A 23,318-nucleotide genomic window follows, 5' to 3' on the forward strand; every position below is an offset into this window, starting at 1 on the left:
CATCACACCCCCTTCTTGTGAGGCGCGCCGGCGTATTGCGGCATGGTGATGCACGCAACGTTACCGCCACCGAGGAGGATTTCCCGGGAGTTTTCGATGCCGACGATCTTGTGCTGCGGGAACAGTTCGGCGAGGGTCGCCAGGGCCACTTGGTCGTTGCGATCACCGAACAGCGGCACCACGATCGAGCTGTTGCCGGCGTAGTAATTGATGTACGATGCGCAGATTTGGGTGCCGGCCTGACGGGTGTGCGTGCTGTCCTGCTGATCGAGGCCTTCGGCTTCTTCGGCAGTCCACTCCAGCACGTCCGGTTGCGGCAGTTTATGCACGATCAACTCGCGACCCCGGCTGTCGCGGGTGCTGCGCAGGATGTCGTAGGCCTCCTGATAGATTTCCCACTGCGGATCATCGCGGTTGTCGGTCCATTGCAGCACCACTTCGCCCGGGCGTACGAAGCACGCCAGATCATCGACATGGCCATCGGTCTCGTCGAACTTGCAGCCCCGTGGCAGCCAGATCACCTGCTCGGCGCCGAGGTAATCGGTCAGGCGTCGAGTGACCTCGTCTTTGCCCAGATGCTGGTTGCGATTGCGGTTGAGCAGGCACTGTTCGGTGGTGAGAATGCTGCCCTGGCCGTCACTCTGGATGCCGCCGAGTTCGGCAATCAGCGGTGCGCGGTAACGGTCGAAACGTTCGATTTCGAGGATCTTGCTGGCGATCTGGTCGTCCTTGTCCCACGGGTAGTACAGCCCGCCGTCGAGGCCGCCGTAAGCGTTGAATTCGAAGTCGACGCCACGCACTTCGCCGCTCTGGTCGTTGACCACAAAACACGGACCGCTGTCGCGGAACCAGGTGTCGTTGCAGGTCATCTCGACCACGCGCACCTGCGGTGGCAACTGGCGGCGCGCAGTGGCGAATTGCGCAGCGGAGGCGCACACGGTGACCGGTTCGCTCTGCGCGATGGCGCTGACAATCTGTACCCAGACTTTCTGCGCCGGTTTCGCACCGTTGCGCCACACGTCGGTGCGCTCCGGCCAGCCGAGCCAGCAACCGGATTTGGCTTCGAATTCGCCGGGCAGACGAAAGCCGTCGTGTTTGGGGGTGGAGTCGAGCAAACGTGCCATGGTCAAACCTCGTCTTGGGGTTGGGAATGACCACAGGCTACGGTCGCGGACGGCTGGCCCGCCAACGATGATTATTGCGGAACAGTTGAATTCAACTCATCAATCGGCCAGTTGATCGTTGAACCATTCGAGCATCTGCGCCACCGCCGGACGTTCCAGGCGCAGCCGCTCGCAGACCAGCGCGTATTGGCCCAGCGCGGTCATGCTTGACGCGAACGGCCGCACCAGGCGCCCGCTCAGCAAATCCTCCTGCGCGGTGAGGTTGTCGCCCATCGCCACGCCCTGCCCCTGCGCCGCCGCTTCCAGCGCCAGACCGGCGTGGGCGAAATACAACTGGCGCTGCGGGCGCAGATCTCCGGCATGACTGGTGAGCCAGGCGGTCCAGGTCTTGCCGTCCTGATCGTCGTGCAGCAAGCAATGACGGGCCAGGTCCTTCGGGGCTTTCAGAGAGCCCTGGTTGAACAGTCCGGGGCTGCACACCGGGAAGAATTGCAGCGCCGGCAACGGCCGCACGAAATAGGCGCTGCTGTCCACCGGGCCGGTGCCGTAGGTGATTGCCAGATCGATGTCTTCGCCGGGGGCACTGGCGTCAATCGGCTGCTCGTAGAGATGCAGGGTGATGTGCGGATAGCGTGCGTAAAAATCGGTGAGGCGGTTCATCAGCCACTTCTGCGCCAGTTCGGCGGTGACCGCCAGGCGCAACACCGCCAACGAGGACGGATCGCGTAGTTCATCGCAAGCCTCGCCGATCAGTTCGAAGGCCTGCTGCAGGCTCTGCATCAAGCGCCCGGCGGCGATGGTCGGGCGGATCTGCCGGCCTTCGCGGATGAACAGCGAGACGCCGAGTTGTTCTTCGAGTTGCCGGATCTGGTGACTGACCGCGCTGTCGGTGACGCACAACTCGGCGGCAGCCCGGCCGAAATGCGCGTGGCGGGCGGCGCATTCGAAGGTTCGCAGGGCCGCCAGTGAGGGGAGTCTTCGCATGGATTGTGGTGCCTTTTTTGGGGACATGCTGACCGGGCCTTGAGCAGGCGTCCAGTAGCACCGCGTTATCGTTCTTCGCGAGCAAGCCCGCTCCCACATTGAAATGCGTTCCCCTGTGGGAGCGGGCTTGCTCGCGAAGGCGTCAACATGATCACCACAAATCTTCTAGGCTCAACCGCACCCACTTCAGCCAACCGGAGGCCCAACATGCACCTCGAAGGCTCCTGCCATTGCGGCGCCGTCACTTTCAGCCTGACCAGCGCCCATCCCTACCCCTATCAACGCTGCTACTGCTCGATCTGCCGCAAGACCCAGGGCGGAGGCGGTTACGCGATCAACCTCGGCGGCGATGCGGCCAGTCTGAAAGTCCAGGGTCGCAAGCACATCTCGATCTACCACGCGAAGATGAAGGAAGAAGGTGAAAAACGTGCCCATCGCAGCACAGCCGAGCGGCATTTCTGTTCGCAGTGCGGCAGTGGCTTGTGGCTGTTCAGCCTGGAATGGCCGGAACTGATTCACCCATTCGCTTCGGCCATCGATACGCCGCTGCCGGTGCCGCCGGAGCACACGCATTTGATGCTCGGGTCGAAGGCGTCCTGGGTCGAGGTGGATGCGAAACCCAAGGACAAGCAGTTTGCGGTGTATCCCGAGGAGTCGATTGCGCAGTGGCATGAGCGGTTGGGGTTGGTCAAATGAGCATAGTTTCGCGCTGTGATTGATGGCCCTATCGCGAGCAGGCTCACTCCTACAAAGGAATGGATTCCAAATGTAGGAGTGAGCCTGCTCGCGATGGGGCCCAACCTGCCAACCCAAATCAGTCCAGATGCGCCCAGGTCATCCGGAACGACGCCCCACCCCAAGCCGATTCCCCGACCTCGATCTGCCCGCCATGGGACTGCGACACCCGCCGCACCAGCGCCAGCCCCAGGCCAAAACCACCGGTTCGCCGATCGCGACTGGCATCCAGCCGCGAGAACGGTTCGAAGATTTTCTCCCGACCTTCCACCGGCACCCCCGGACCGTCGTCGTTGACCCGCACTTCGTAGTAATCGCCGCTGCGCACCAGCGTCACTTCGACTCGCTGCTCGGCATAACGAATGGCGTTGCGCAGCAGATTGATCACCGCCCGCGCCATGAACCGCGGCTCGATGCGCACGGTGTCGAGTCGGCAGTCACCGATCAGCAACTGCACCCCCGCCGCTTCCGCCTCCAGCGCGACGCTGCCGACCACGCTGTCGAGCCAGTTGGCGGCCTGGATGTTTTCACGCTTGATCACCGTCGCGCCACGTTCGAGGCTGGCGTAGGTCAGCAGCTCGGAGACCATTTCTTCCAGCTCGCCAAGGTCGGCGTACATGTCGGCGATCAGTTCGCGGTTCTGACTGGCGTCCGGCTGTTGCTTGAGTTGGTCGAGTTCGAACGACAATCGCGCAATCGGCGTACGCAGTTCGTGGGACACCGCGTTGGTCAGCTCGCGCTGATTGGCGATCAGGCTCTCGATCCGTGCCGCCATCAGGTTGAAGTGCTCGGCCAGATCGCGAATGTTCGAGCGTTTCGACAGTTGAATGCGCACCGACAGGTCGTTGTCGCCAAAGCGTTCGGCGGCCAGACGCAGTTTTTCCAGATCACGCCAGTGCGGGCGCACCCAGAAGAACAGGACGATGCCGATCAGCACTGCGAGCATCGCGTAAGCCACCGCGATGTAGAACGGCATCAGGCTCGGCTCGGGCGGCAGCTTGATGCTAAGCAGTTGCGAGCCACCGTCGATGTTGCTGATGAACTGGGTGTAGTTGTCGCGAATCACCAACAGGTTCTGCGCCAGTTCTTCCTTTTCCTCGGGGCTGAGATCCAGTTGATCGGCCTCGACCAGTTTCAGCGACAGACCGTAGTGCGGCCGCAATGCTTCCAGTTGTTGCTCACGCGCCGCACCCTGCTGATCGCGCATGTGTTCGACCAGTGACCACGCCTGACCGCGCACCGCCTCACGGTTGTAGGCCTGCATCTGATTGTCGAGCAACGCGTTAAAGGTGTGCTCGACGGTTTGCAGGGCCAGAACCAGCCCTACTGTCATCACCAGAAACAGCCCGAGGAATAACCGCAGCATTTACAGCTCCCACGCGAACGGATTGAACAGGTAACCCTTGCCCCACACGGTCTTGATGCACACCGGTTCGCGGGGATTGTCTTTGAGTTTGTTGCGCAATTTGCTGATGTACACGTCGACGCTGCGGTTGAGCCCGTCAAAAGCGATACCGCGCATGCGATTGAGGATGTCATCGCGGGACAGGGTCTTGCCGGCGGCGCTGGCCAGCAGCCACAGCAGCTCGAATTCCATGGTGGTCATTTCGATGATCTCGCCGGCCAGACGCACTTCGCGGCAGCTGCGATCGATGCTCAACCGTCCGAATTCCAGCGAGCTGACCACGCCGCTGTCCGGCACCTGGCGCCGCTGCAAGGCGCGCAGCCGAGCAAGCAATACCGGCGGTTTGATCGGTTTGATCACGTAGTCATCGGCGCCGGATTCCAGACCGAGAATGTGGTCGAGATCGTCTTCCTTGGCGGTGAGGATGACAATCGGCGTGTCCGCCACACTGCGAATTTCCCGGCACACGTGCAAGCCGCTCTGCCCCGGCAGCATCAGGTCGAGCACCACCACCTTGGGCTGGAACTCGAGAAACGCGGCCACCGCCAGATCGCCGCGGTGCACCGCGCGCACTTCGTAGCCATGCTGTTCGAGAAAGTGCGCAATCAGCGTGGCCAGACGCTCGTCGTCTTCGACCAGCAGGACTTTGCCAAAACCCAGGTTATCCATAACGACCGTCTGCCAACCCATGTGTGAAGTGGGCGACAGTATGGCGGCAATCGCCGCCGAGGCGTTGTTTCGGGCAGCAAAAACCGGCCGCAGGGGCCGGTTTTCGGTGATATTTCATACTCTTAAGAGTTTTTTACAGTTTGTGTCTCAGGCCGCAGCCGGCACACCACTGTGAAAGCGGAACTCTTCATCAGGCGACTCGATCAGCTCCTGCTCGGCAGCACGGACCTTGTCGATCACCTGAGCGATGTCCTTCGCGTCGCCGTACTGGTAAGCCAGTTTCAGATAACCCTGAAAATGCCGCGCCTCGCTTTTCAACAGGCCGAAATAGAACTTGCCGAGTTCTTCGTCCAGATGCGGCACCAGCGCTTCGAAACGCTCGCAACTGCGCGCTTCGATAAATGCGCCGACCACCAGCGTATCCACCAGTTTCACCGGTTCGTGGCTGCGCACCACTTTGCGCAGACTCGACGCGTACCGTCCGGCGTGCAGCTGGCGCAGCTCGATCTTGCGGCGCTTCATGATGCGCATGACTTGTTCGTGGTGCACCAGTTCTTCCCGGGCCAGACGCGACATCATGTTGATCAGGTCGACGTGGGAATGGTACTTGGCAATCAGGCTCAACGCGGTACTGGCGGCCTTGAACTCGCAGTTCTTGTGGTCGATCAGCAGGGTTTCCTGATCGGCCAGTGCCGCCTGGACCCAGGCGTCGGGCGTGCGGCAGCCAAGGAATTCGTGGATTTCGGGAAGGATCATGGGGCTCACGGTAAAAGGTGTACGAGCAAAGGCCGCCGATTATACCGGCCTGCCCGCAGACCACCAGTCGCAGGCGTTGATATGCATCAAGTCGCAGGCACATGAGCAGCAACTATAGTTGTGCTACGCCGTGCCTTTTCTTTGCTGGAGACTCCGCTCATGCAAGCCATTCGCAGCATTCTGGTGGTCATCGACCCCGAACATTCGGAAAGCCTGGCGCTCAAGCGCGCCAAGTTGATCGCCGGTGTGACGCAGGCCCATCTGCACCTGCTGGTGTGCGACCGCAAGCACGACCACGCTGCCATGCTCGGTGTACTCAAAGCCGCGCTGATCGCCGATGGCTACAGCGTGACCACCGAACAGGCGTGGAACGAGAGCCTGCACGAAACCATCATCGATGTGCAGCAGGCCGAAGGCTGCGGGCTGGTGGTCAAACAGCACTTCCCCGACAGCGCCCTGAAAAAAGCCCTGCTGACCCCGGCCGACTGGAAACTGCTGCGGCACTGCCCGACCCCGGTACTGCTGGTGAAAACCAGCACACCGTGGAAAGACCGGGTGATTCTGGCGGCCGTCGATGTCGGCAATGCCGATGGCGAACACCGGCATTTGCACACCACGATCATCGATCACGGCTACGACATCGCGAGCCTCGCCAAGGGGCATCTGCATGTCATCACGGCCCATCCGTCGCCGATGCTGTCCTCGGCGGATCCGGTGTTCCAGCTCAAGTCGACGATCGAGGCGAAGTACCGCGAGCAATGCAAGGCGTTTCAGGCTGAATTCGATGTGGATGACGAGCATCTGCACATCGAGGAAGGCCCGGCGGACGTGCTGATTCCGTTCATGGCGCACAAGCTGCAGGCGGCGGTGACGGTGATCGGCACCGTGGCGCGAACCGGGTTGTCGGGCGCATTGATCGGCAATACCGCCGAAGTGGTGCTGGATGCGCTGGAAAGCGATGTGCTGGTACTCAAGCCGCTGGAGGTTGAGGATCATCTGGTGGAGTTGGCGGTGAAGCATTAAGCGTTGCGGTGCCTGAAACGGCCTCTTCGCGAGCAAGCCCGCTCCCACAGTGGATTGATGTCGAACACAAAATCCCTGTGGGAGCGGGCTTGCTCGCGAAGCTTTGATCTTCAGGCGCCGAAGGCGTCCTTGAGGAAACCGGGAGCGATGTAGCGCTGATAATGCGCTTCCGACAGCAGGAAGAATTCCCGATCAATGGCGTCACGCAATTCCGGCAGGTTCCAGTCGCGGAACTCCGGCAGCAACACCATCCCGTAGGCTTCCAGATTAATGATCACCCGCGCCCCGCGAGCAATCAGCTGATAGGCCCAGCAATACTCCGACTGATGCGGCACGAAGCGGATCTTGCGCTGTTCCAGTTGCAGGCGCAGGCGCGCCGGATCGAAGATCTCGACCTTGCTGGCCATCACTTGTGACAGCAATTGCTCCAGCCGCAACCACACCGCACGCTTTTCCTCCTCGCCGTAACCATTCCAGTGGATCACTTCGTGGTGGAAACGCTTGCAGCCACGGCACACCAGATCTCCGTAAACAGTGGAGCAGAGGCCGACGCAGGGGGTCTTGATGGTCTGATTGGGCATAAATTGGCAAAACACTGAAACGCGGAACAGGCCGGCATGTTAGCCCTTTGTCGGGCATTGATCACCCCTCAAACGTCAGGGGCAAGCGCTGGCTCGCGGTTTGCCTCGCCCGCGCACAACGCCACCAAAGTCCAATAGAGCGCGACTTACCTTTAAATTTTTTTTGCCGTAGAATCAGCCAGCCTTTTAAGGCGCCAATGTCCGTTAGAAGCTGTTTTCAAAGCGTCACGAGCACAGTCGTTCCTTCAGAGCGGTGTTGGCGAAGGGTTTTTCCAGCGGGGAAAAGCCCAACGCCAACCCTCATCAGCTCCCCGTTCTGCAGGCGTAAAACTTTGAAAGCAGCTTCTGTAAGGAATGGTCGGTAATTCTGGCTAAGCGGCCCACAACGCCGCGCAGCGCATGAGTACGAGCATTTCGCGACGAGCGTCCCGGACACCCATTTGGGACCACTGATGAGGGTAATAACTGTGCTTGAAGCCTACCGCAAACATATCGAAGAGCGTGCAGCCCTGGGTATCGTTCCCCAGCCGCTTAACGCCGAACAAACTGCAGGCCTGGTCGAGCTGCTGAAGAATCCTCCGGCTGGCGAAGAAGCTTTCCTCGTTGACCTGATCACCAATCGCGTACCACCAGGCGTGGACGAAGCCGCTTACGTCAAAGCCGGTTTCCTGTCGGCCCTGGCCAAAGGCGAAGTCACCTCCCCTCTGCTGGACAAGAAGCGCGCTGTAGAACTGCTCGGCACCATGCAGGGTGGCTACAACATCGTGACCCTGGTTGAACTGCTGGACAACGCCGAACTGGCGCCAGTGGCTGCCGAAGAACTCAAGCACACCCTGCTGATGTTCGATGCCTTCCACGACGTGGCTGAAAAAGCCAAGAACGGCAACGTTCACGCCAAAGCCGTGCTGCAATCCTGGGCTGACGGCGAGTGGTTCAAGAAGCGCCCGGTACTGGCCGACAAGATCAGCCTGCGCGTGTTCAAGGTCACCGGCGAAACCAACACCGACGACCTGTCCCCTGCGCCAGACGCCTGGTCGCGTCCTGACATCCCGCTGCACGCCCTGGCCATGCTGAAAATGGCTCGTGACGGCATCGTTCCGGACGAGCAAGGCAAGACCGGCCCGATGAAGCAGATCGAAGAGATGCGCGGCCAAGGCTTCCCGATCGCCTACGTCGGTGACGTGGTCGGTACCGGTTCCTCGCGTAAATCGGCGACCAACTCGGTCCTGTGGTTCTTCGGCGACGACATCCCTTACGTGCCGAACAAGCGCGCTGGCGGTTTCTGCTTCGGCAGCAAAATCGCTCCGATCTTCTACAACACCATGGAAGATGCCGGCGCACTGCCAATCGAGTTCGACGTGTCGAACATGAACATGGGCGACGTGATCGACCTGTACCCGCACGCAGGCAAAGTCTGCAAGCACGGTACCGACGAAGTCATCACCACCTTCGAAATGAAGACCCCTGTGCTGCTGGACGAAGTCCGTGCCGGCGGTCGTATTCCGCTGATCATCGGCCGTGGCCTGACCGAAAAGGCTCGCGCCGAACTGGGTCTGCCAGCATTCGATCTGTTCAAGAAGCCTGAAGCACCGGCTGAAAGCACCAAGGGCTTCACCCTGGCGCAGAAAATGGTCGGCAAGGCTTGCGGTCTGGCAGAAGGCCAAGGCGTTCGTCCTGGCACCTACTGCGAACCGAAGATGACCACCGTGGGTTCTCAGGACACCACCGGTCCAATGACCCGTGACGAACTGAAAGACCTGGCGTGCCTGGGCTTCTCCGCTGACCTGGTGATGCAGTCTTTCTGCCACACCGCGGCGTATCCGAAGCCGATCGACGTGACCACCCACCACACCCTGCCTGACTTCATCATGACCCGCGGCGGCGTTTCCCTGCGTCCGGGCGACGGCATCATCCACTCGTGGCTGAACCGCATGCTGCTGCCGGACACCGTGGGTACCGGTGGTGACTCGCACACCCGTTTCCCGATGGGCATCTCGTTCCCGGCCGGTTCCGGCCTGGTCGCGTTCGCCGCTGCCACCGGCGTCATGCCGCTGGACATGCCGGAATCGATCCTGGTGCGCTTCAAAGGCAAAATGAAACCTGGCATCACCCTGCGTGACCTGGTTCATGCCATTCCTTACTTCGCCATCCAGAACGGTCTGCTGACCGTCGAGAAGAAAGGCAAGAAAAACGCCTTCTCCGGCCGCATCCTGGAAATCGAAGGCCTGGAAGGTCTGACCCTGGAGCAGGCGTTCGAACTGTCCGACGCCTCGGCCGAACGTTCGGCTGCCGGTTGCACCATCAAGCTGTCGAAAGAGTCGATCACCGAGTACCTGCAGTCCAACATCACCCTGCTGCGCTGGATGATCGGCGAAGGCTACGGCGATGCACGTACCCTGGAACGTCGCGCTCAAGCGATGGAAGCCTGGATCGCCAACCCTGAGCTGATGGAAGCCGATGCCGACGCCGAATACGCCGAAGTCATCGAAATCGATCTGGCCGACATCAACGAGCCGGTACTGTGCGCACCGAACGATCCGGACGACGCCCGTCTGCTGTCCAGCGTTGCTGGCGAGAAGATCGACGAAGTGTTCATCGGTTCGTGCATGACCAACATTGGTCACTTCCGCGCTGCCGGTAAACTGCTGGATCAGGTCAAGGGTCAGCTGCCTACCCGTCTGTGGCTGTCGCCGCCGACCAAGATGGACGCTCACCAACTGACCGAAGAAGGCTACTACGGCATCTACGGCAAAGCAGGCGCGCGCATGGAAATGCCAGGCTGCTCGCTGTGCATGGGTAACCAGGCACGCGTTGAGCCGAACAGCACCGTGGTCTCGACTTCGACCCGTAACTTCCCGAACCGCCTGGGCGACGGCGCGAATGTCTACCTGGCTTCGGCCGAGCTGGCGTCCGTGGCTTCGATCCTGGGTCGCCTGCCGACCGTCGAGGAGTACATGGAATACGCTGGCAAGATCGACAGCATGGCGGCCGATGTCTACCGCTACCTGTCCTTCGACCAGATCGCCGAGTTCCGTGAAGCAGCTGCGAACGCCAAGATCCCGGTCGTTCAAGCCTAACGTTACAAAGCAATAGAAAACGCCGCCCATCGTGAGATGCGCGGCGTTTTTTTATGCCTTGGAATACCGGGGGTTAAGTGTTGAGTTTGAGGGCTTGCCGGACCGCGCCATCAACGCTCAGCCCGCTAAGCGTCACGCCATTTGCTTGCACTTCAGGCAACGCCTCCAGCACCGCCAGTGCCTCATGCTTGAGCCGCGCCAGAATCAACCGTTTGCCTTCCTGATGCACCCGCAGGAAAAACTCCTGCATCGCCTCGATGCTGGTGCCGTCCAGGTCCGGAGTTTCCTCCAGACTCAGGATCACCGTGTGCACCGGCGCCTCCGAATGGCGAATCAGGCGCAACGCTGCACCGAGAATCCGCTCGACGTTGGCAAAGAACAACGCCTCACTGGGCCGCACAATCAACACTCCCGGCTCGGTTGTGGCCGTTGGATGACGTTGCAGATCGACAAAATCATGCCCGCCGTCGATCCGTCCGAGCACCTGAATGTCCGCCGCCGACATCTGTTTGAGCATCAGCAGCACGCTGATGGCCACCGACACCAGCAACCCGTCGAGAATGCCCAGTACCAGCACCGCCCCCACCGCGCACAACACCAGCACCCGATCCCGGCGCCAGACGAAATAGCGCCCCAGCGGCTGCAGACTCAAGCCCCGCGCCAGCGCATGAATCACGATGGCCGCCAGAATCGGCTCCGGCGTCAGAGCGATCCACGGCAGTACCGTCAGCACGATCACCAGCACCACCAGCGCCGCCACCCCACCAGCCCAGCGTGAAGTCGCCCCGGCAGCCTCGTTCGCCGACGTCGCCGAATACCCGGCCCCCGCCGGCATGCCATGGAACAATCCCGACAACAGATTCGAGGCACCCAGCGCCAGCAGATCACGGTTGGAGGTCACACGGTCACCGTGCTTAAGCGCGTAAGAGCTGATCGAACCGTAAGACTCGGCGTACAGAATCATTACCAGCGCGAACCCGACCTCACCCAGCCGCAGCCAGTCGGCAAACGGCAACACCGGCAGGCTCGGCACTTCAAGGCTCAGGTCGATTAAACCGATCATGCTCACGCCATGAGCCGGCAGGTTCAGCCATTGCCCGGCGACAATGCCGATCACCACCACCAGCAAACCACCGGGGACCCGTGGGAAGCGCGAAAACAGTCCCAACAGCAGCAACGCCACCGCTGCGACAGCCGCCGCCGGCCAGTTCCATTGCGGCAGTTGTTCGAGTAATTGCGGGGCGAAGCGCACCAGATTGGCGTCGGTCAGATGCACGCCGACCACGCTGGCGACCTGCTTGAGGATGATGGTCAGGGCCAAGCCGAAGGCAAACCCACGCAGCACCGGCTTGGCGATAAACGACGTGACAGTGCCCAAGCGGAATATTCCGGCCAGCAAGAACAACCCACCGCTGACCAGTACCAGCCCGATGGCCAGCGTAGAACGCAGCTGCGGATCGCCATTGGCCAGGGTTGCAGTCGCCGCCGCCAACACCGCCGCCGAGGAAGAAGTGGCCGAAACAATCGCAAAACGACTGGTGCCAAACAGCCCATAACAGAGTAACCCGGCAAACAAGGCGATCACCCCGGCCTGGGGCGCCAGCGCGGCGATGGTGGAATAAGCGACTGCTTCGGGCAACAACAGACCGGCAATCGACAGACCGGCGAGGATGTCCTGCCAGCGATTGGGTGGTTCTACAGGTTGGGGCGCGCTCGACAATCCACTGTCTCCAGACGAAAAAAAAGCCGCTGTGCGCATCACGCACAGCGGCCACTGTAGCTGAGTATCTGGAGCTTTGGCTTACGCCGTCAGCGAATAAATCAACGCCGAAATCGCCACCAGACCTACGGCGGTGACAAACACGTTCGACGCCTGACCGCGATAGCGTGCCATCGCCGGCACTTTACGGATCGCGTACATCGGCATCAGGAACAGAATCGCGGCGATCACCGGGCCACCGATGGTCTCGATCATGCCGAGGATGCTCGGGTTCAGGGTCGCGACGATCCAGCACACCACCAGCATGAACGCCGCCACGATGCGATCCAGCGCCTTGGCGCCCGGACGCTTGCCGCTCTTGACGATCAGGCCCTTGAGGCCTTCGCTGGCACCGATGTAGTGGCCGAGGAACGACTTGGAGATTGCCACGAACGCAATCAACGGCGCCGCGAACGCGATGGTCGGATTGCTGAAGTGGTTGGCCAGGTACGACAGGATCGACAGGTTCTGCGCCTTGGCTTCGGCCAGTTGTTCCGGCGACAGGGTCAGCACGCAACTGAAGACGAAGAACAGCACCATCACCACCATCAGCAGGTGGGCGCGGCAGAGGATCTGCGAGCTGCGCTGGTCAGCGTTGACCCCGTAGCGACGCTTCTGGTCCACCGCAAACGCCGAGATGATCGGCGAGTGGTTGAACGAGAACACCATCACCGGAATCGCCAGCCACAGCGTGTGCAGCAGCGCCGACGGCGCCGGTACTTGCGAAGCGGTGGTGAGAATGCCGCCATTCCAGTGCGGAATCAGGTACACCGCGAGGAACAGCAACGCAACGATGAACGGGTACACCATCAGGCTCATCGCCTTGACGATCACCTGCTCGCCGCAACGCACCACGGCCAGCAGGCCGAGGATCAGCACGAACGACAGCAGCGCGCGCGGTGGCGGCGTGATGTGCAGTTGATGTTCGAGGAAACTGGCGACCGTGTTGGTCAGACCGACGCTGTAGATCAGCAGGATCGGGAAAATGGCGAAGAAGTACAGCAGGGTGATCAGCGCGCCGGCCTTGATGCCGAAATGCTGCTCGACCACGTCGGTGATGTCCGCGCCTTCGCGACCAGAAAGTACGAAGCGGGTCAGGCCTCGGTGGGCGAAGAACGTCATCGGGAAGGCCAGCAGCGCGAGGATCACCAGCGGCCAAAAGCCACCCAGACCGGCGTTGATCGGCAAAAACAGGGTACCGGCGCCAATGGCCGTCCCGAACAGTCCCAACATCCACGTGGTGTCATGGCGATTCCAGCTCGACAGTTCAGCTGGTGCTGCCGTTTCATAGCGTTCGTCGACGCTATTGGCCTGATCATTCATCCGGTCGGATCTCCGCATTCCGGTCACTTGCCACTCGGTCAGGACGCGTCGGAAAAAACCGACAGACATGCTCCGGCCGAAACAGGGGCGCGATTCTCCGCGATAAATGAGCAGAAGCAAAGACTTAGCTGAGGAATGGTTGTACGGAGCAGATCAGCGGGTTGTCGTTTCGGGAAAAATCCTGTCGGCTACGGATACGCGAGATGTCGTTTTCCGGCAAGTTTCAGCGCCAATTCGAACGACAGGACTTGATCAGATCGATCGAGCCAGGAGAAATCCGAGTGACATGCAAAACAGGCCGAACGCCAACATTCCCCAGATTGGGTACATATCGCCCTTGTTTTTAATACGCATTCTTTCTTCCCACTCATCGTGCTCACGTTCCAGTTCTTCCATTCTGGCTTTGAGGTCATAGGTGCTCATGTACGTTTTTCCTTTTTGGCTTATGGGTCTGACGGTGGTGAAACAAAAACACTCAAAACTTGAAAAAAACACTTGCTACCGCAGTGATTGCAGTCACCAGGGCACCTAATACGGCGAGCCGATATAAATACGTTTCCCTGCTTAGCTTCTTTTCTTCCGCCAGAAGTTTTTTTCTTTCGGCGATGAGTTTGCGTGTTTCATTTCGGAGCCTTTCGAGTTCCAGGTGTTCTCGATTGTTTTGAAGCATTTGCCTTCCTTGGCGATTGGCAGTCATTGCCCGGGCTGCTTTGTGCCCACATGATTTCGCGTTCATCACCATTCCGATAGCAGATGCATCTGCCAAATTCGTAGGCAAAATCCGCGAAAATTGTAGGCAGCCTCATACAAAAACAGCGGCGAATTCATCACTCCACACTTTCAATTTGGCCGACATGCTCTAGCGTGAGAGGAGTCCCCTGCCCCACGGAGTCTCTGCCCATGCCCCTCGTCCGCGTCGAAATCAAAAAACACGCCGATCCCACCTTCGCCAAACGCATCGGCGAACAGATCTACGCCGCCATGCGCAGCGCCATCAACGTCCCGGAGCACGATAACTTCCAGATCCTCAACGAACACGACGGCGAGCATTTCATCTTCGACCCGCAATACCTGGGCATCCAACGCACCGATCAGCTGGTGATCATCCAGATCACCCTCAATGAAGGCCGGACCCTGGAGCAGAAAAAAGCGCTGTACCAGACCATCGCCCAGAACCTGAACACCCATCTGGGCATTCGTCTGGAGGACGTGTTCATCAATCTGGTTGAGGTCAAAAAAGAGAACTGGTCGTTCGGCAACGGCATCGCCCAATACGCCAGTTGACAGCCCGCCACGGGCCCCCGCATCATCGGCCACATGAACGTTTGCGCGCTGCACCTCACCCGTACCACCACCACGACCGCCACCGGCGGGTCGTGGTGTTTGTGCATGAGGTAAAACCCGCGCAGCAAACCCAAGGCCCCGCCAGCAATGGACGGGGCCTTTTTGTTTCTCCCGTCCGTGCGGCTGCTGTTGCAAACCAGTGAGTCACTCAAGGAGAAACACCATGTCCGCAGCACTATTGATCATCGATATGCAGGTCGGTCTGTTCCATGGCCCGGAACAACCCCATGACGGCGAACGCTTCCTCGCCAATATCCAACGCCTGATTGTTCTGGCTCGCCAACAACACGTGCCAATCTTCGCCGTGCGCCACACCGGGCCGGAAGGTTCGCCGATTGCTGCGGGCAGCCCATTCTGGCAATTGCTGCCGGCACTGGAGCTGGATGCAGAAGTCGATACCCTCTTCAACAAATCCCGCCCCAATGCTTTCCACGGCACGGACCTGGCGCGCCGACTCGAATCGGCGCAGATCAATGACCTGTATATCGTCGGAATGAAAAGCCAGTTCTGCATCGACAGCACCTGCCGCGCCGCTGCCGACCTCGGTTTCAAACCCGTGCTCGTGGCCGACGCTCACACGTGCATGGACACCCCCGCGCTCGCCGCGCAGGCGATCATCAATCACCACAACGCAACCCTCGGCGCTGCCTTCGCCCGGTTGATCAACAGTGCCGACGTGACGTTCTGACCCGCCGCCCTGCGAATTGACGTCGCCGCACTGTAGTGCGGTTACGTCAATGCAGTATTTGTAACTGCATCGGTGTTCCTACAAGGATGTTTAATGTTGATCCGCGTTCACCGAAATCAATAACCGAGGACTACCCCATAGTTCTGGGCATTGACTTCATCTAACGCCCATCCCGAATTAAATTCATTCCGGGATTTCAGATAATTCCTACAACCTAAACCAGCAAAAACAAATCGAACAAAACGTTACGCAATGCAAAATAACAACTCTTTGTTACAAGCGAATACTCAGCCATTGAACAATTCACAACTACGGGCCTATATTTTTCTGGCATTGAGTTCACGGAATCAAAGAACGCAAAGCGAATTACCCGGGCGTAGTGGGAATTTCGACATGGGATCCCGAACGCAATCGTTATGAGTTCTTCCACACCGACACGGGCGAATCAAAATACAACAACGGCGGTGGTGGTTATTTCTTTATTACCGGGAAGTGCCACGCGACATGCGCAATGAGAATCCGCCTATACGGATCTACGTCGCTCATGCTCCTTATACCGGAGTGATCCAGACAAAGTCCGCCACCCAACAATAAACCAGGAGTCCACCATGCAAAAAACAATGAAAGCATTGCTCATGTCGACGCTATTGATCTCCTCGGCCTATTGCGCAGGCGTCAGTGCGCAAGCTGCCACCCCGCCGGTCAAGGATGCTGTCGCTACAGCAGACAACGCGATGATGTTGACCGTGTTCCTGAAACACGATCAGTCGCGACCGCTGAGCGAACTCAAGGCCCAGCTCGCGCAACAGGGGTTCTATAAAACCTTTCCCCCGGCCGGGGTGGAAGTGGTGAGCTGGAACATCATGATGGGCATCGGCCAAGTGGTCACCGTGCGCTTCCCGGCATCGCGCCTGGCCGAAGTCAACCTCGCACTGGAAAACACCGCGTGGGGCAGTTACCGAACCGAGTTCTATCCCACCTACGATTTCAAACCGATTGCCCTGGCCGAACAAACCAAAGCCCAAACAGCGCAATGATCCCGTCAGCACACTGGATAGCCGGTGTGCTGCCGCCCTTGCTTCTTGCGCGAAGCCGTCCAGAATCAGAACACCACAACGCGAATCAGCATGATTGCCAAGCCGCTCCGCATTCAGCACTCTGAACCGAATTTCGCAACCTGCCCCGCCGACGATCACAGGAGCCGCGCAATGCCCGCAACCGTTCTGGTACTGGTTGAAACCATCAATGACTATTTGCCGATTCTCGAGCATCAGGGCTTTCACCTGATCCTCGCCCCCACGCCTGCCGAACGTGCGCAAGCCATCGCCAGCCACGGTAGCCGCATCGATGCGGTATTGACCCGTGGCCCGCTGGGCCTGACCGCCGACGAAATCGCGGCCCTGCCCGCGCTGAAAATCATTACCGTGATCGGCGCCGGATACGAGCATGTCGACCTGCAGGCTGCCAGTGATCGCGGCATCACCGTGACTAACGGTGCCGGGGTCAACGCGTCGTCGGTGGCCGATCACGCGATGGCGATGCTGCTGGCGCTGGTGCGCGACATTCCGCGCTGCGACGCCGCCGTGCGTCGCGGTGAATGGCCGAAGATCATGCGCCCGTCGCTGGCCGGCAAACGCCTGGGGATTCTCGGGCTCGGCGCGGTGGGCATGGCGATCGCCAAGCGCGCGCACCTCGGTTTTGACATGCAGATCAGCTACCACAACCGCCAGGTGCGCAGCGATGTGCCCTACACCTTCTGCTCGACGCCGACCGAACTGGCGCGGGCCTCGGACTTTCTGATCGTCGCCACGCCGGGCGGAATTGGCACTCAGCATCTGGTGACGCGTCCGGTGCTCGACGCGCTCGGGCCTGCGGGATTCATTGTCAATATTGCTCGCGCCAGTGTGATCGCCACCGCCGAGCTGATCACGGCACTGGAACAACGGCGAATCGCTGGCGCCGCGCTGGATGTATTCGACCACGAACCACAAGTACCGGACGCATTGAAAACGCTCGGCAACGTGATACTGACCCCGCATGTCGCCGGTCTGTCGCCGGAGGCCACGCAAGGCACGGTGGAATTGGTGGGGAAAAACCTTACGGCATTCTTCTCGGGGCAACCCGTGCTGACGCCGATTCAGTTACCGCCGAAAACAGGCCATCAACGCGTGCGCTAAAGCACGCCGAGCAACGTCCACAAACGCCGCGATTCAGCGTCGGCGCTGATCAGTTCACCGAGCAATTCGCTCAGTGGTTTATTACCCCACTCGACTCCGCGTCGAATCAGGTACGGCACCGGGCTGTGAGGCTCGGTGCGCGCCAGGTATTCGGCGATCAGCAGCAATTGGCGGTAAGCCTCTTCACGACTGGCCGGCTCGCGTAACACCTGAGCCACCGGCGCCTCGTCGACAACCTGCGCCACGGCGACAGGCGTCTCGAGTGGTGCAGGCGCGGGCGTCGGTTGTTGTGGGTGCATGGCGATGAACTCCTGAACCAGCGTCAGTAGCGCCTCAATGGTTTGCTGCAATGGCCCGAAGCCCGGCCCTTGATCGCCCAGATAAGCATCACTCCACGCATCGAGACGTTGCAGGTGTTGCAGACTCAACAGCAGACTGCCCTGCGTGCGCAGCCAGAATGCCAGCGGCGTCGCGCGGATCTGCTCACCGAGCCGTTTCTGTTCGTTGCGCGCATTTTCCGCCGAAGTCTTTGCGCCTTTACTGTCATTGGCCTGAACCTGCTGCACTTTCAGGCGACGCCAGACTTCAAGGGTATAAACCTCGAAATCACTGTTGTTCGCGCCGAACAACGGCACCCGGGTCAGCAAAATTTCACAGTACCGGCGCACCAGCCATTCCAGCGGAATCACCCGCCACGACTGATCGCCGTCCTCGGCTTGCGGGTGCAGGTGCTCGGGAAAACGTTCACACAATCCGGCGATCAGCGCCAGACTGCCGGGCAACCCGTCCAGCGCTTGCAGGTGCAGCCACGCTTCACCGAGCCAGGCGCTGAGCATCAAATCCTTGCTGCGCTCCAGCAGCAAGCAAGTGGTCAGTTTCTCGACTTCCGGCCAGTTAGCGCGTTTGAGCGTCGATTGCCAGACCCCGGTCGGCAGGCTCGCATCGTCTTCGCGGCGCAGATCGCGCAACTGGTCGAACTCGCGTTCATAACGCAGATCGACACCACACGGCGCCTCGGCACTGATCGGCGCGAGCAACTGGTCGATCAGCTCTGGCAAGGTTGTCAAAGGCAGGCTCACAGATTCTCCTTGGAGGCTTCGAGGGCAGCGGTCGTGTTGGTCATCTGAAAGGGTGAACGCGGTGCGCGGGTAGGCAATGGCGAGATCGACAGCGGCAATTTCGAGCCCTGGCTCATCAGCGACAGGCGCACGAACATCCGCGTGAATTCGCTGGTGACGCTGTCGGTCGCCGCCGTAACCGGCAGGCGCAACGCCAGCGGAAAATCGGTGTAATCCATATTCGGCTGACGCTGCACCGAGAAGTGCGCACGCATCAAGCGCAGCAGCGACCACGGCCCGCCGTACTCCCAACCGGCCTCCATGTCGCGCACCACCAGGTTCGGTTGCAGCGGATCGTTGACCGGACGCTCCTTGCCGTTGCGTGCCCAGCGCAGGGTCAGGCGGATCGGTTGGCCGACCATCCAGCGCAGGTTCGGCTGTTCGACGCCGGGGTAGTTGATCTGCTGATTACCCGCCAGCAAGCCCCAGGCAATCACCTGATCGGCGCCCCTTTCTTCCTCGCGGTCGGTGCGCCAGCGCACGTCGAGTTCCACCCCGAGGATGCCGCTCTTGTCGCGCACGAACAGCGGAGTCAGCCACACGCTGGCCTGCTTCAGGCGGTTGAGAAAGTCTTCGGCGGCCAGGCGCTCCGGAGTCTGGCTCAAGACCAGTCCGGCCAGCGCCACCGGCAGGCGCTTGTCGATGATTTCCAGAAAATGCTGGACCCGTGACGGGTCGGCGTCCTGCGCCTGCACCCCGTTGGCAAACGGGAAGCGGTCGGCCAGGTATTGATTGAAATAGTTGGCCAGTTCATTCCAGGCCGTGGCCGCTTCTTGCTGTTGCAGGAACTGGCAACGCTGCATCGCCGACTGCTGCAACTCCACCGCACGCATCGCCAGCGTGCCACGCCCACCCGCCAGGTTGGCCGTTTGCAGAACCTGCAGGCAGGAACCGGTGTCCATCTCGATGAAATCACGACTGACCAATTGCTCGATCTGCGCCGGGGAACTCGCCGGGTTGGCGTCCTTGTACTTGAGCAATTCATCGTTGAGCGCGCTGAACTGGGTCACTCGTTCGTAATCCAGCGCCGACAGGTTGCCCTGCTGGGTCATCAGCCACTGCAGGGCCGGCGCGCGACGTTCGGTGATGCCGAGCATGGTGTTGAACTGCTGTTTGAGACTCAGTTTCAGATCCTGCACATCACTGGCACCGTACAGCTGCAGGCCGAGGTTTTTCGAACCGTTCCACTGACTGATTTCGGTACGGCCACCGAACAACGGTTGCGCGGTGATTTCTTCAAGACCGCTGACGATCTGCGCCAGCGCCCGCCGGTTCAATGCGCCTTGCAGACGCGCGGCGAGGTCGCTGCGGTGCACCTCGACAAAGGCTTTTTGCAGGGCCATCGCCTGTTCGGCCTGAACGTTGAATACCGCGTACGGCTGAGTCTGGTCGTTGTGATCCTTGAGGCTCAGCCACATCGCCTGGGCGGCGGCAGTTTCGGCCGCTTGCAGCAAGGCATCGCGATACACCGGCGGGATGCGCGGCAGCTCTTCGGCGACATAACTTTTGTAGCTGGCGAAGTAGCTCAACGAGGTATTAAGGTCATCGCCGTCGACGGTCTGACCCTGCATATTGACGTTGTCCTGCGTGGCGCGCATCGCGATCGAAACGAAGTCGCGCCTGAACAGCGCCTGCACGGCGTTGTTGAGTTTCACCACCTGATCCTGCAACGCCAGTTGCCCGCTGCCCTGCTGCACCAGCAAGTTGCCGCGAGTACCGACCTGGGCGATCCACTGGTCGCGAAAGCTCTGCTGCAACTTGCTCGCCTGGGCATCGAGTTGTTGTTCAACGGCAGGCCCGAGCAATGTGCTCTTGCGTACCTTGTCGAGAAAGTCGCGGTAGCCCGGTACCAGTTCCTGGCCCTTGCCGCGACTCCAGGTCGAGTTGGTCAGGGCGATCGCCGCTTGCAGATCATCAATCAGTGCCCGCAGATCTTCCAGCTCGCTCAGGCTGTTGCCGCTGCCCGCCTCCAGTTGCTCCAGATGCAGCTTGAGGTAACCGGCCTTGCTGACAAAGTTGTCGGCGAGGAAGTACTGATCGAGCCAGCGCTCCATCAGCCCGGTGAAATTGCTGACAATCAGCGGCCGCTCGACGCTCAGGTCCAACGCCTGCAAGTCACCGCCATCCCCTGCCGCCAGCAGTCGGTTGTAATAAGCGGCATGGGGCACGGTGGCGGCGTTGAGATTCAGTGACAGCGCGCTGTTGCTCAGTTGCACCAGGTCATCGAGTGGCACTCGCTGGTTGTTCTGCACTTCACCGAACAACTGATTCTGTTGCTCCAGACGCAGTGCGCGATCCACCAGATCCGTGGCCTTCTGGTAGTTCTGCCATTGCGCCGGGTCTTCGCTTTCGACGCTGGAGCGCCGATCAGTGCTGCGAATCGCCTTGATTTTCGCCAGCTCCGCCACCAGCAGATCGTGCAGCGGCACCAGCATATGGCGCTGGGTCGAGCGGAACAGTTCCTGTTCGATCCGGCTATCGAAAGAGGAGAACCACGAGGTCGGAAACACCAACGACACGTAGTGCCAGTGCGGCGCTTTTTCCAGCACGCGCCAGAAGCTCTGCACATTGCGCCGGGTCGGCTCGATGCGATGCGCTTCGTCGGTGACGGCGACATAGCTCTTCTGCGCGCCCTGCATCAGCCGCGCCAGTTCGTGGGCATCGCGTACCGAGTCGTGCCAGACCCAGAACATCGCCACCGCCCACAATACTCCGACCACCAGCGCGACGCCGGCAGTGATCCGTTGCCAGCGCTGACGCAAGCGCAACAGGCGCGGCACGCCCTGGGCCAGCCCTCGTTCGCCGACCAGGCGCTGGCGCCACAACTGGCGCACGAACGCACTGCGCTGCAAGCCGTTGTCATCGGCGGAAAACCCGTCGAGCGCATCATCGGCCGGCTGATTCGCGCTGAAATACACGCCGCGAAAACACGGCGCCTCACCCTGCGCGTTGCCCTGAAATACCGGCTCCAATACGTTCTGCAGGCCACGGCGCAGGCTTTCCAGACGTTCCGGCAACGCGTACAGGTCCGCGCTCAGGTGCCCGGACAAAGTGCCGATTTCGATCACCGCCTCGGCCAGAGCCCGGTGCAAGCTGTCCAGCGCCTGGTCGCTCCATTGCCCCTGCCAGACCGCATCGCGCGCATAGGGCGATGACCAGCCCAGGGTGCGATCACGGGCCTCATCCGGCAGCGCACTGATCAGTTCCTGAAACCCGGGCAGTTCTTCAAGACCCGTGACGATCACATACACCGGCACACTCAAACCGAACCGTTGCAGCAGATCGATGAAGCGCCGACGCGCCGCCAGACCGAGTTGGGTGGCCTGCTCCAGGTTGTCCAGACGACTGACCGGCACCGTCCAGATCACCCCGTCCAGCGGACGTTTGCTGCGCAGGCGTAAAATCAGCCCGAGCAGACGCCACCAGCCGCCGCGTTGCAGGTGCATGCCGTCCTCAGGCAAGAACAATGCTTGCGGCACCACCAGCACCGCGCCCTCGGGGTCCGACCACCAGCGGCCGAACCACGCCGGTTTGTCGGTGGGTTGCAGGTGCCATTCGTTGACCAGTTGCGTGCCCTGGATTTCGTCCCCGAGCATCAACAACCACGGCATTTGATAACGATCATGGGTGCCCTGCTCTTGCTCCATGTGCCGCACCGAAGCGTAGAAACTGCGGATCGCCGCGCCGCTCTGGGTGCGCAGCCACCACACCGCGACCGCGATGATCACCAGCAGCAACAACAGCGCGACCACCCACGCGACGATCGTCAAAGTGCTCATGAATCTTGCTCCGGGGCCGCCACTGAATCGCTCATCTGCAGCACCGGCTCCAGTTCCGAACGAATGTCACGCCACAGAAACTGGCCGATCCCGGTCAGCAACAGCACCATCGCCACAATCCCCAGCGCCAGGCGAAAGCCGTCCGGCAACGCCGTGCGTACCGGTAGCTGCAACGGCGGTACCTGCGAGGGTTGTACCAGGCGCTGACTGACATCGGCATAGTCGGCCTCGTCTTGCCAGGCGAAGTTGAACAACGCCAACCGCCACTTCTCCAACTGCGCCTGGCTGTGTTCGCCGCGCAGTCGCCCATGAAAACCGAGGATCAGGCACTGCAGGTAGACGTTGGCCAGATCGCGAGCGGTCGGTTGTTGTTCATCGAGCACTGTTTGAATCGCCGCCGGCAGTTGCTCGCCGGCCTGGCGCGTCGAATACAGGCGCGACTCCAGCGGTTTGCTCTGCCAGGCCGATTGCCCCGGCCACGGGCTGAACAACAGGGTTTCATCAACCAGCGCGACAAAGGCATAGACCAGTGCCTTGACTTGCTCAGTGGCCGAATCCCCCACCCGTGAGTACGCCGTGCGCCACAATCGTTGCGAGGCCTGAGTCGAGAGTTCGACCACGGTTTCGACCAGAGCCGCCTCGTCCTCGCGGTCCTTGGGCAACTGGCTCCAGTCCAGCGACCATTGCTGCCACGTCTGCCGAAATGCGCTGCTGAGCGGCGCGTCCTGCAAACTCAGATTTCTCGTTCCGGCCCCGGCAGTCCCTTCCGACATGCT

General features: G+C 60.5%; 20 protein-coding genes and 1 pseudogene. 8 read left to right on the forward strand and 13 right to left on the reverse strand.

Translation table 11 applies throughout. The features are described 5' to 3' along the window. Positions 1-2: 2 nt before the first annotated feature. Both aguA and AC27VU_RS13215 read right to left on the reverse strand, forming a co-directional pair. Complete coding sequence (aguA, locus tag AC27VU_RS13210; RefSeq protein ID WP_003224105.1) at positions 3-1,124, reverse strand: agmatine deiminase; 1,122 nt, start codon at positions 1,122-1,124, stop codon at positions 3-5. 99 nt (positions 1,125-1,223) lie between these two features. Then, the gene (locus tag AC27VU_RS13215) at positions 1,224-2,108 is read right to left on the reverse strand and encodes a LysR substrate-binding domain-containing protein (RefSeq protein ID WP_103486527.1); all 885 of its coding nucleotides are present in this window, start codon (positions 2,106-2,108) and stop codon (positions 1,224-1,226) included. Between the two features lie 207 nt (positions 2,109-2,315). On the opposite strand from AC27VU_RS13215, the gene AC27VU_RS13220 reads away from it, so the two are divergent. After that, positions 2,316-2,804, forward strand: a complete 489-nt coding sequence (locus tag AC27VU_RS13220; RefSeq protein WP_488724236.1) for a GFA family protein — start codon at positions 2,316-2,318, stop codon at positions 2,802-2,804. Between the two features lie 118 nt (positions 2,805-2,922). Here AC27VU_RS13220 and AC27VU_RS13225 read toward each other — a convergent pair whose 3' ends face one another. From AC27VU_RS13225 to AC27VU_RS13235, 3 genes are all read right to left on the reverse strand, one after another. Further along, positions 2,923-4,209, reverse strand: coding sequence for an ATP-binding protein (locus AC27VU_RS13225; protein ID WP_488724237.1), 1,287 nt, complete (start codon positions 4,207-4,209; stop codon positions 2,923-2,925). Further along, entirely contained in the window at positions 4,210-4,917 is a 708-nt protein-coding gene (locus AC27VU_RS13230; protein ID WP_045122404.1) for a response regulator, read from the reverse strand. A gap of 147 nt (positions 4,918-5,064) precedes the next feature. Beyond that, complete coding sequence (locus tag AC27VU_RS13235) at positions 5,065-5,673, reverse strand: MiaE family protein (protein WP_003224098.1); 609 nt, start codon at positions 5,671-5,673, stop codon at positions 5,065-5,067. 159 nt (positions 5,674-5,832) lie between these two features. On the opposite strand from AC27VU_RS13235, the gene AC27VU_RS13240 reads away from it, so the two are divergent. Beyond that, positions 5,833-6,696, forward strand: a complete 864-nt coding sequence (locus tag AC27VU_RS13240) for a universal stress protein (RefSeq protein WP_338801550.1) — start codon at positions 5,833-5,835, stop codon at positions 6,694-6,696. 110 nt (positions 6,697-6,806) lie between these two features. On the opposite strand, the gene AC27VU_RS13245 is transcribed toward AC27VU_RS13240, so the two are convergent. Further along, positions 6,807-7,277: a DUF1289 domain-containing protein gene (locus tag AC27VU_RS13245; protein ID WP_003224096.1), complete on the reverse strand. Its 471-nt coding sequence runs from the start codon at positions 7,275-7,277 to the stop codon at positions 6,807-6,809. 467 nt (positions 7,278-7,744) lie between these two features. Between AC27VU_RS13245 and acnB the strand changes: the two genes are divergently transcribed. Continuing rightward, a complete protein-coding gene (gene acnB / locus AC27VU_RS13250) occupies positions 7,745-10,354 on the forward strand; it encodes a bifunctional aconitate hydratase 2/2-methylisocitrate dehydratase (RefSeq protein ID WP_225138908.1) in 2,610 nt (869 codons plus the stop codon). 73 nt (positions 10,355-10,427) lie between these two features. Here the strand turns inward: acnB and AC27VU_RS13255 are convergent, their stop codons facing one another. The 4 genes from AC27VU_RS13255 to AC27VU_RS13270 form a co-directional block, all read right to left on the reverse strand. After that, positions 10,428-12,074, reverse strand: coding sequence for a SulP family inorganic anion transporter (locus tag AC27VU_RS13255; protein WP_201137926.1), 1,647 nt, complete (start codon positions 12,072-12,074; stop codon positions 10,428-10,430). Positions 12,075-12,155: 81 nt separating this feature from the next. Then, positions 12,156-13,436 (reverse strand): HAAAP family serine/threonine permease, encoded by a 1,281-nt coding sequence (locus AC27VU_RS13260; protein ID WP_488724253.1) that lies wholly within the window; start codon positions 13,434-13,436, stop codon positions 12,156-12,158. Between the two features lie 252 nt (positions 13,437-13,688). Next, complete coding sequence (locus AC27VU_RS13265; RefSeq protein ID WP_488724238.1) at positions 13,689-13,859, reverse strand: hypothetical protein; 171 nt, start codon at positions 13,857-13,859, stop codon at positions 13,689-13,691. A gap of 52 nt (positions 13,860-13,911) precedes the next feature. Next, a complete protein-coding gene (locus tag AC27VU_RS13270; RefSeq protein WP_488724239.1) occupies positions 13,912-14,133 on the reverse strand; it encodes a hypothetical protein in 222 nt (73 codons plus the stop codon). Positions 14,134-14,336: 203 nt separating this feature from the next. On the opposite strand from AC27VU_RS13270, the gene AC27VU_RS13275 reads away from it, so the two are divergent. The 5 genes and pseudogenes from AC27VU_RS13275 to AC27VU_RS13295 all read left to right on the forward strand — a co-directional run bounded on the left by AC27VU_RS13275 (position 14,337) and on the right by AC27VU_RS13295 (position 17,645). Beyond that, positions 14,337-14,720 carry a tautomerase family protein gene (locus tag AC27VU_RS13275; RefSeq protein ID WP_262142875.1) on the forward strand — a complete coding sequence of 128 codons (384 nt, stop codon included), beginning with the start codon at positions 14,337-14,339 and terminating at the stop codon, positions 14,718-14,720. Between the two features lie 223 nt (positions 14,721-14,943). After that, the gene (locus tag AC27VU_RS13280) at positions 14,944-15,468 is read left to right on the forward strand and encodes a cysteine hydrolase family protein (protein WP_488724240.1); all 525 of its coding nucleotides are present in this window, start codon (positions 14,944-14,946) and stop codon (positions 15,466-15,468) included. A gap of 358 nt (positions 15,469-15,826) precedes the next feature. Next, positions 15,827-16,062: pseudogene (locus AC27VU_RS13285) on the forward strand (DUF4822 domain-containing protein); the annotation flags it as partial. Positions 16,063-16,076: 14 nt separating this feature from the next. Continuing rightward, positions 16,077-16,505: a hypothetical protein gene (locus AC27VU_RS13290; protein WP_103484406.1), complete on the forward strand. Its 429-nt coding sequence runs from the start codon at positions 16,077-16,079 to the stop codon at positions 16,503-16,505. Positions 16,506-16,676: 171 nt separating this feature from the next. Next, on the forward strand, positions 16,677-17,645 hold the full coding sequence (locus AC27VU_RS13295) for a 2-hydroxyacid dehydrogenase (RefSeq protein ID WP_103484407.1): 969 nt from the start codon (positions 16,677-16,679) through the stop codon (positions 17,643-17,645). Here the strand turns inward: AC27VU_RS13295 and tssA are convergent. From tssA to AC27VU_RS13310, 3 genes are read right to left on the reverse strand one after another with little or no spacing between them, the layout of a single operon-like run. Next, positions 17,642-18,724, reverse strand: a complete 1,083-nt coding sequence (gene tssA / locus AC27VU_RS13300) for a type VI secretion system protein TssA (RefSeq protein ID WP_488724241.1) — start codon at positions 18,722-18,724, stop codon at positions 17,642-17,644. The two genes, AC27VU_RS13295 and tssA, sit on opposite strands and share 4 nt — an antisense overlap. Further along, positions 18,721-22,542: a type VI secretion system protein gene (locus AC27VU_RS13305; RefSeq protein WP_488724242.1), complete on the reverse strand. Its 3,822-nt coding sequence runs from the start codon at positions 22,540-22,542 to the stop codon at positions 18,721-18,723. The genes tssA and AC27VU_RS13305 overlap by 4 nt, the downstream gene beginning before the upstream one ends. Next, positions 22,539-23,315: a DotU/TssL family secretion system protein gene (locus AC27VU_RS13310; RefSeq protein ID WP_103521738.1), complete on the reverse strand. Its 777-nt coding sequence runs from the start codon at positions 23,313-23,315 to the stop codon at positions 22,539-22,541. Before AC27VU_RS13310 ends, AC27VU_RS13305 begins: the two co-directional genes overlap by 4 nt. Between the last annotated feature and the right edge of the window lie 3 nt (positions 23,316-23,318).

It is taken from the genome of Pseudomonas sp. 14P5.3.2, assembly GCF_057799175.1.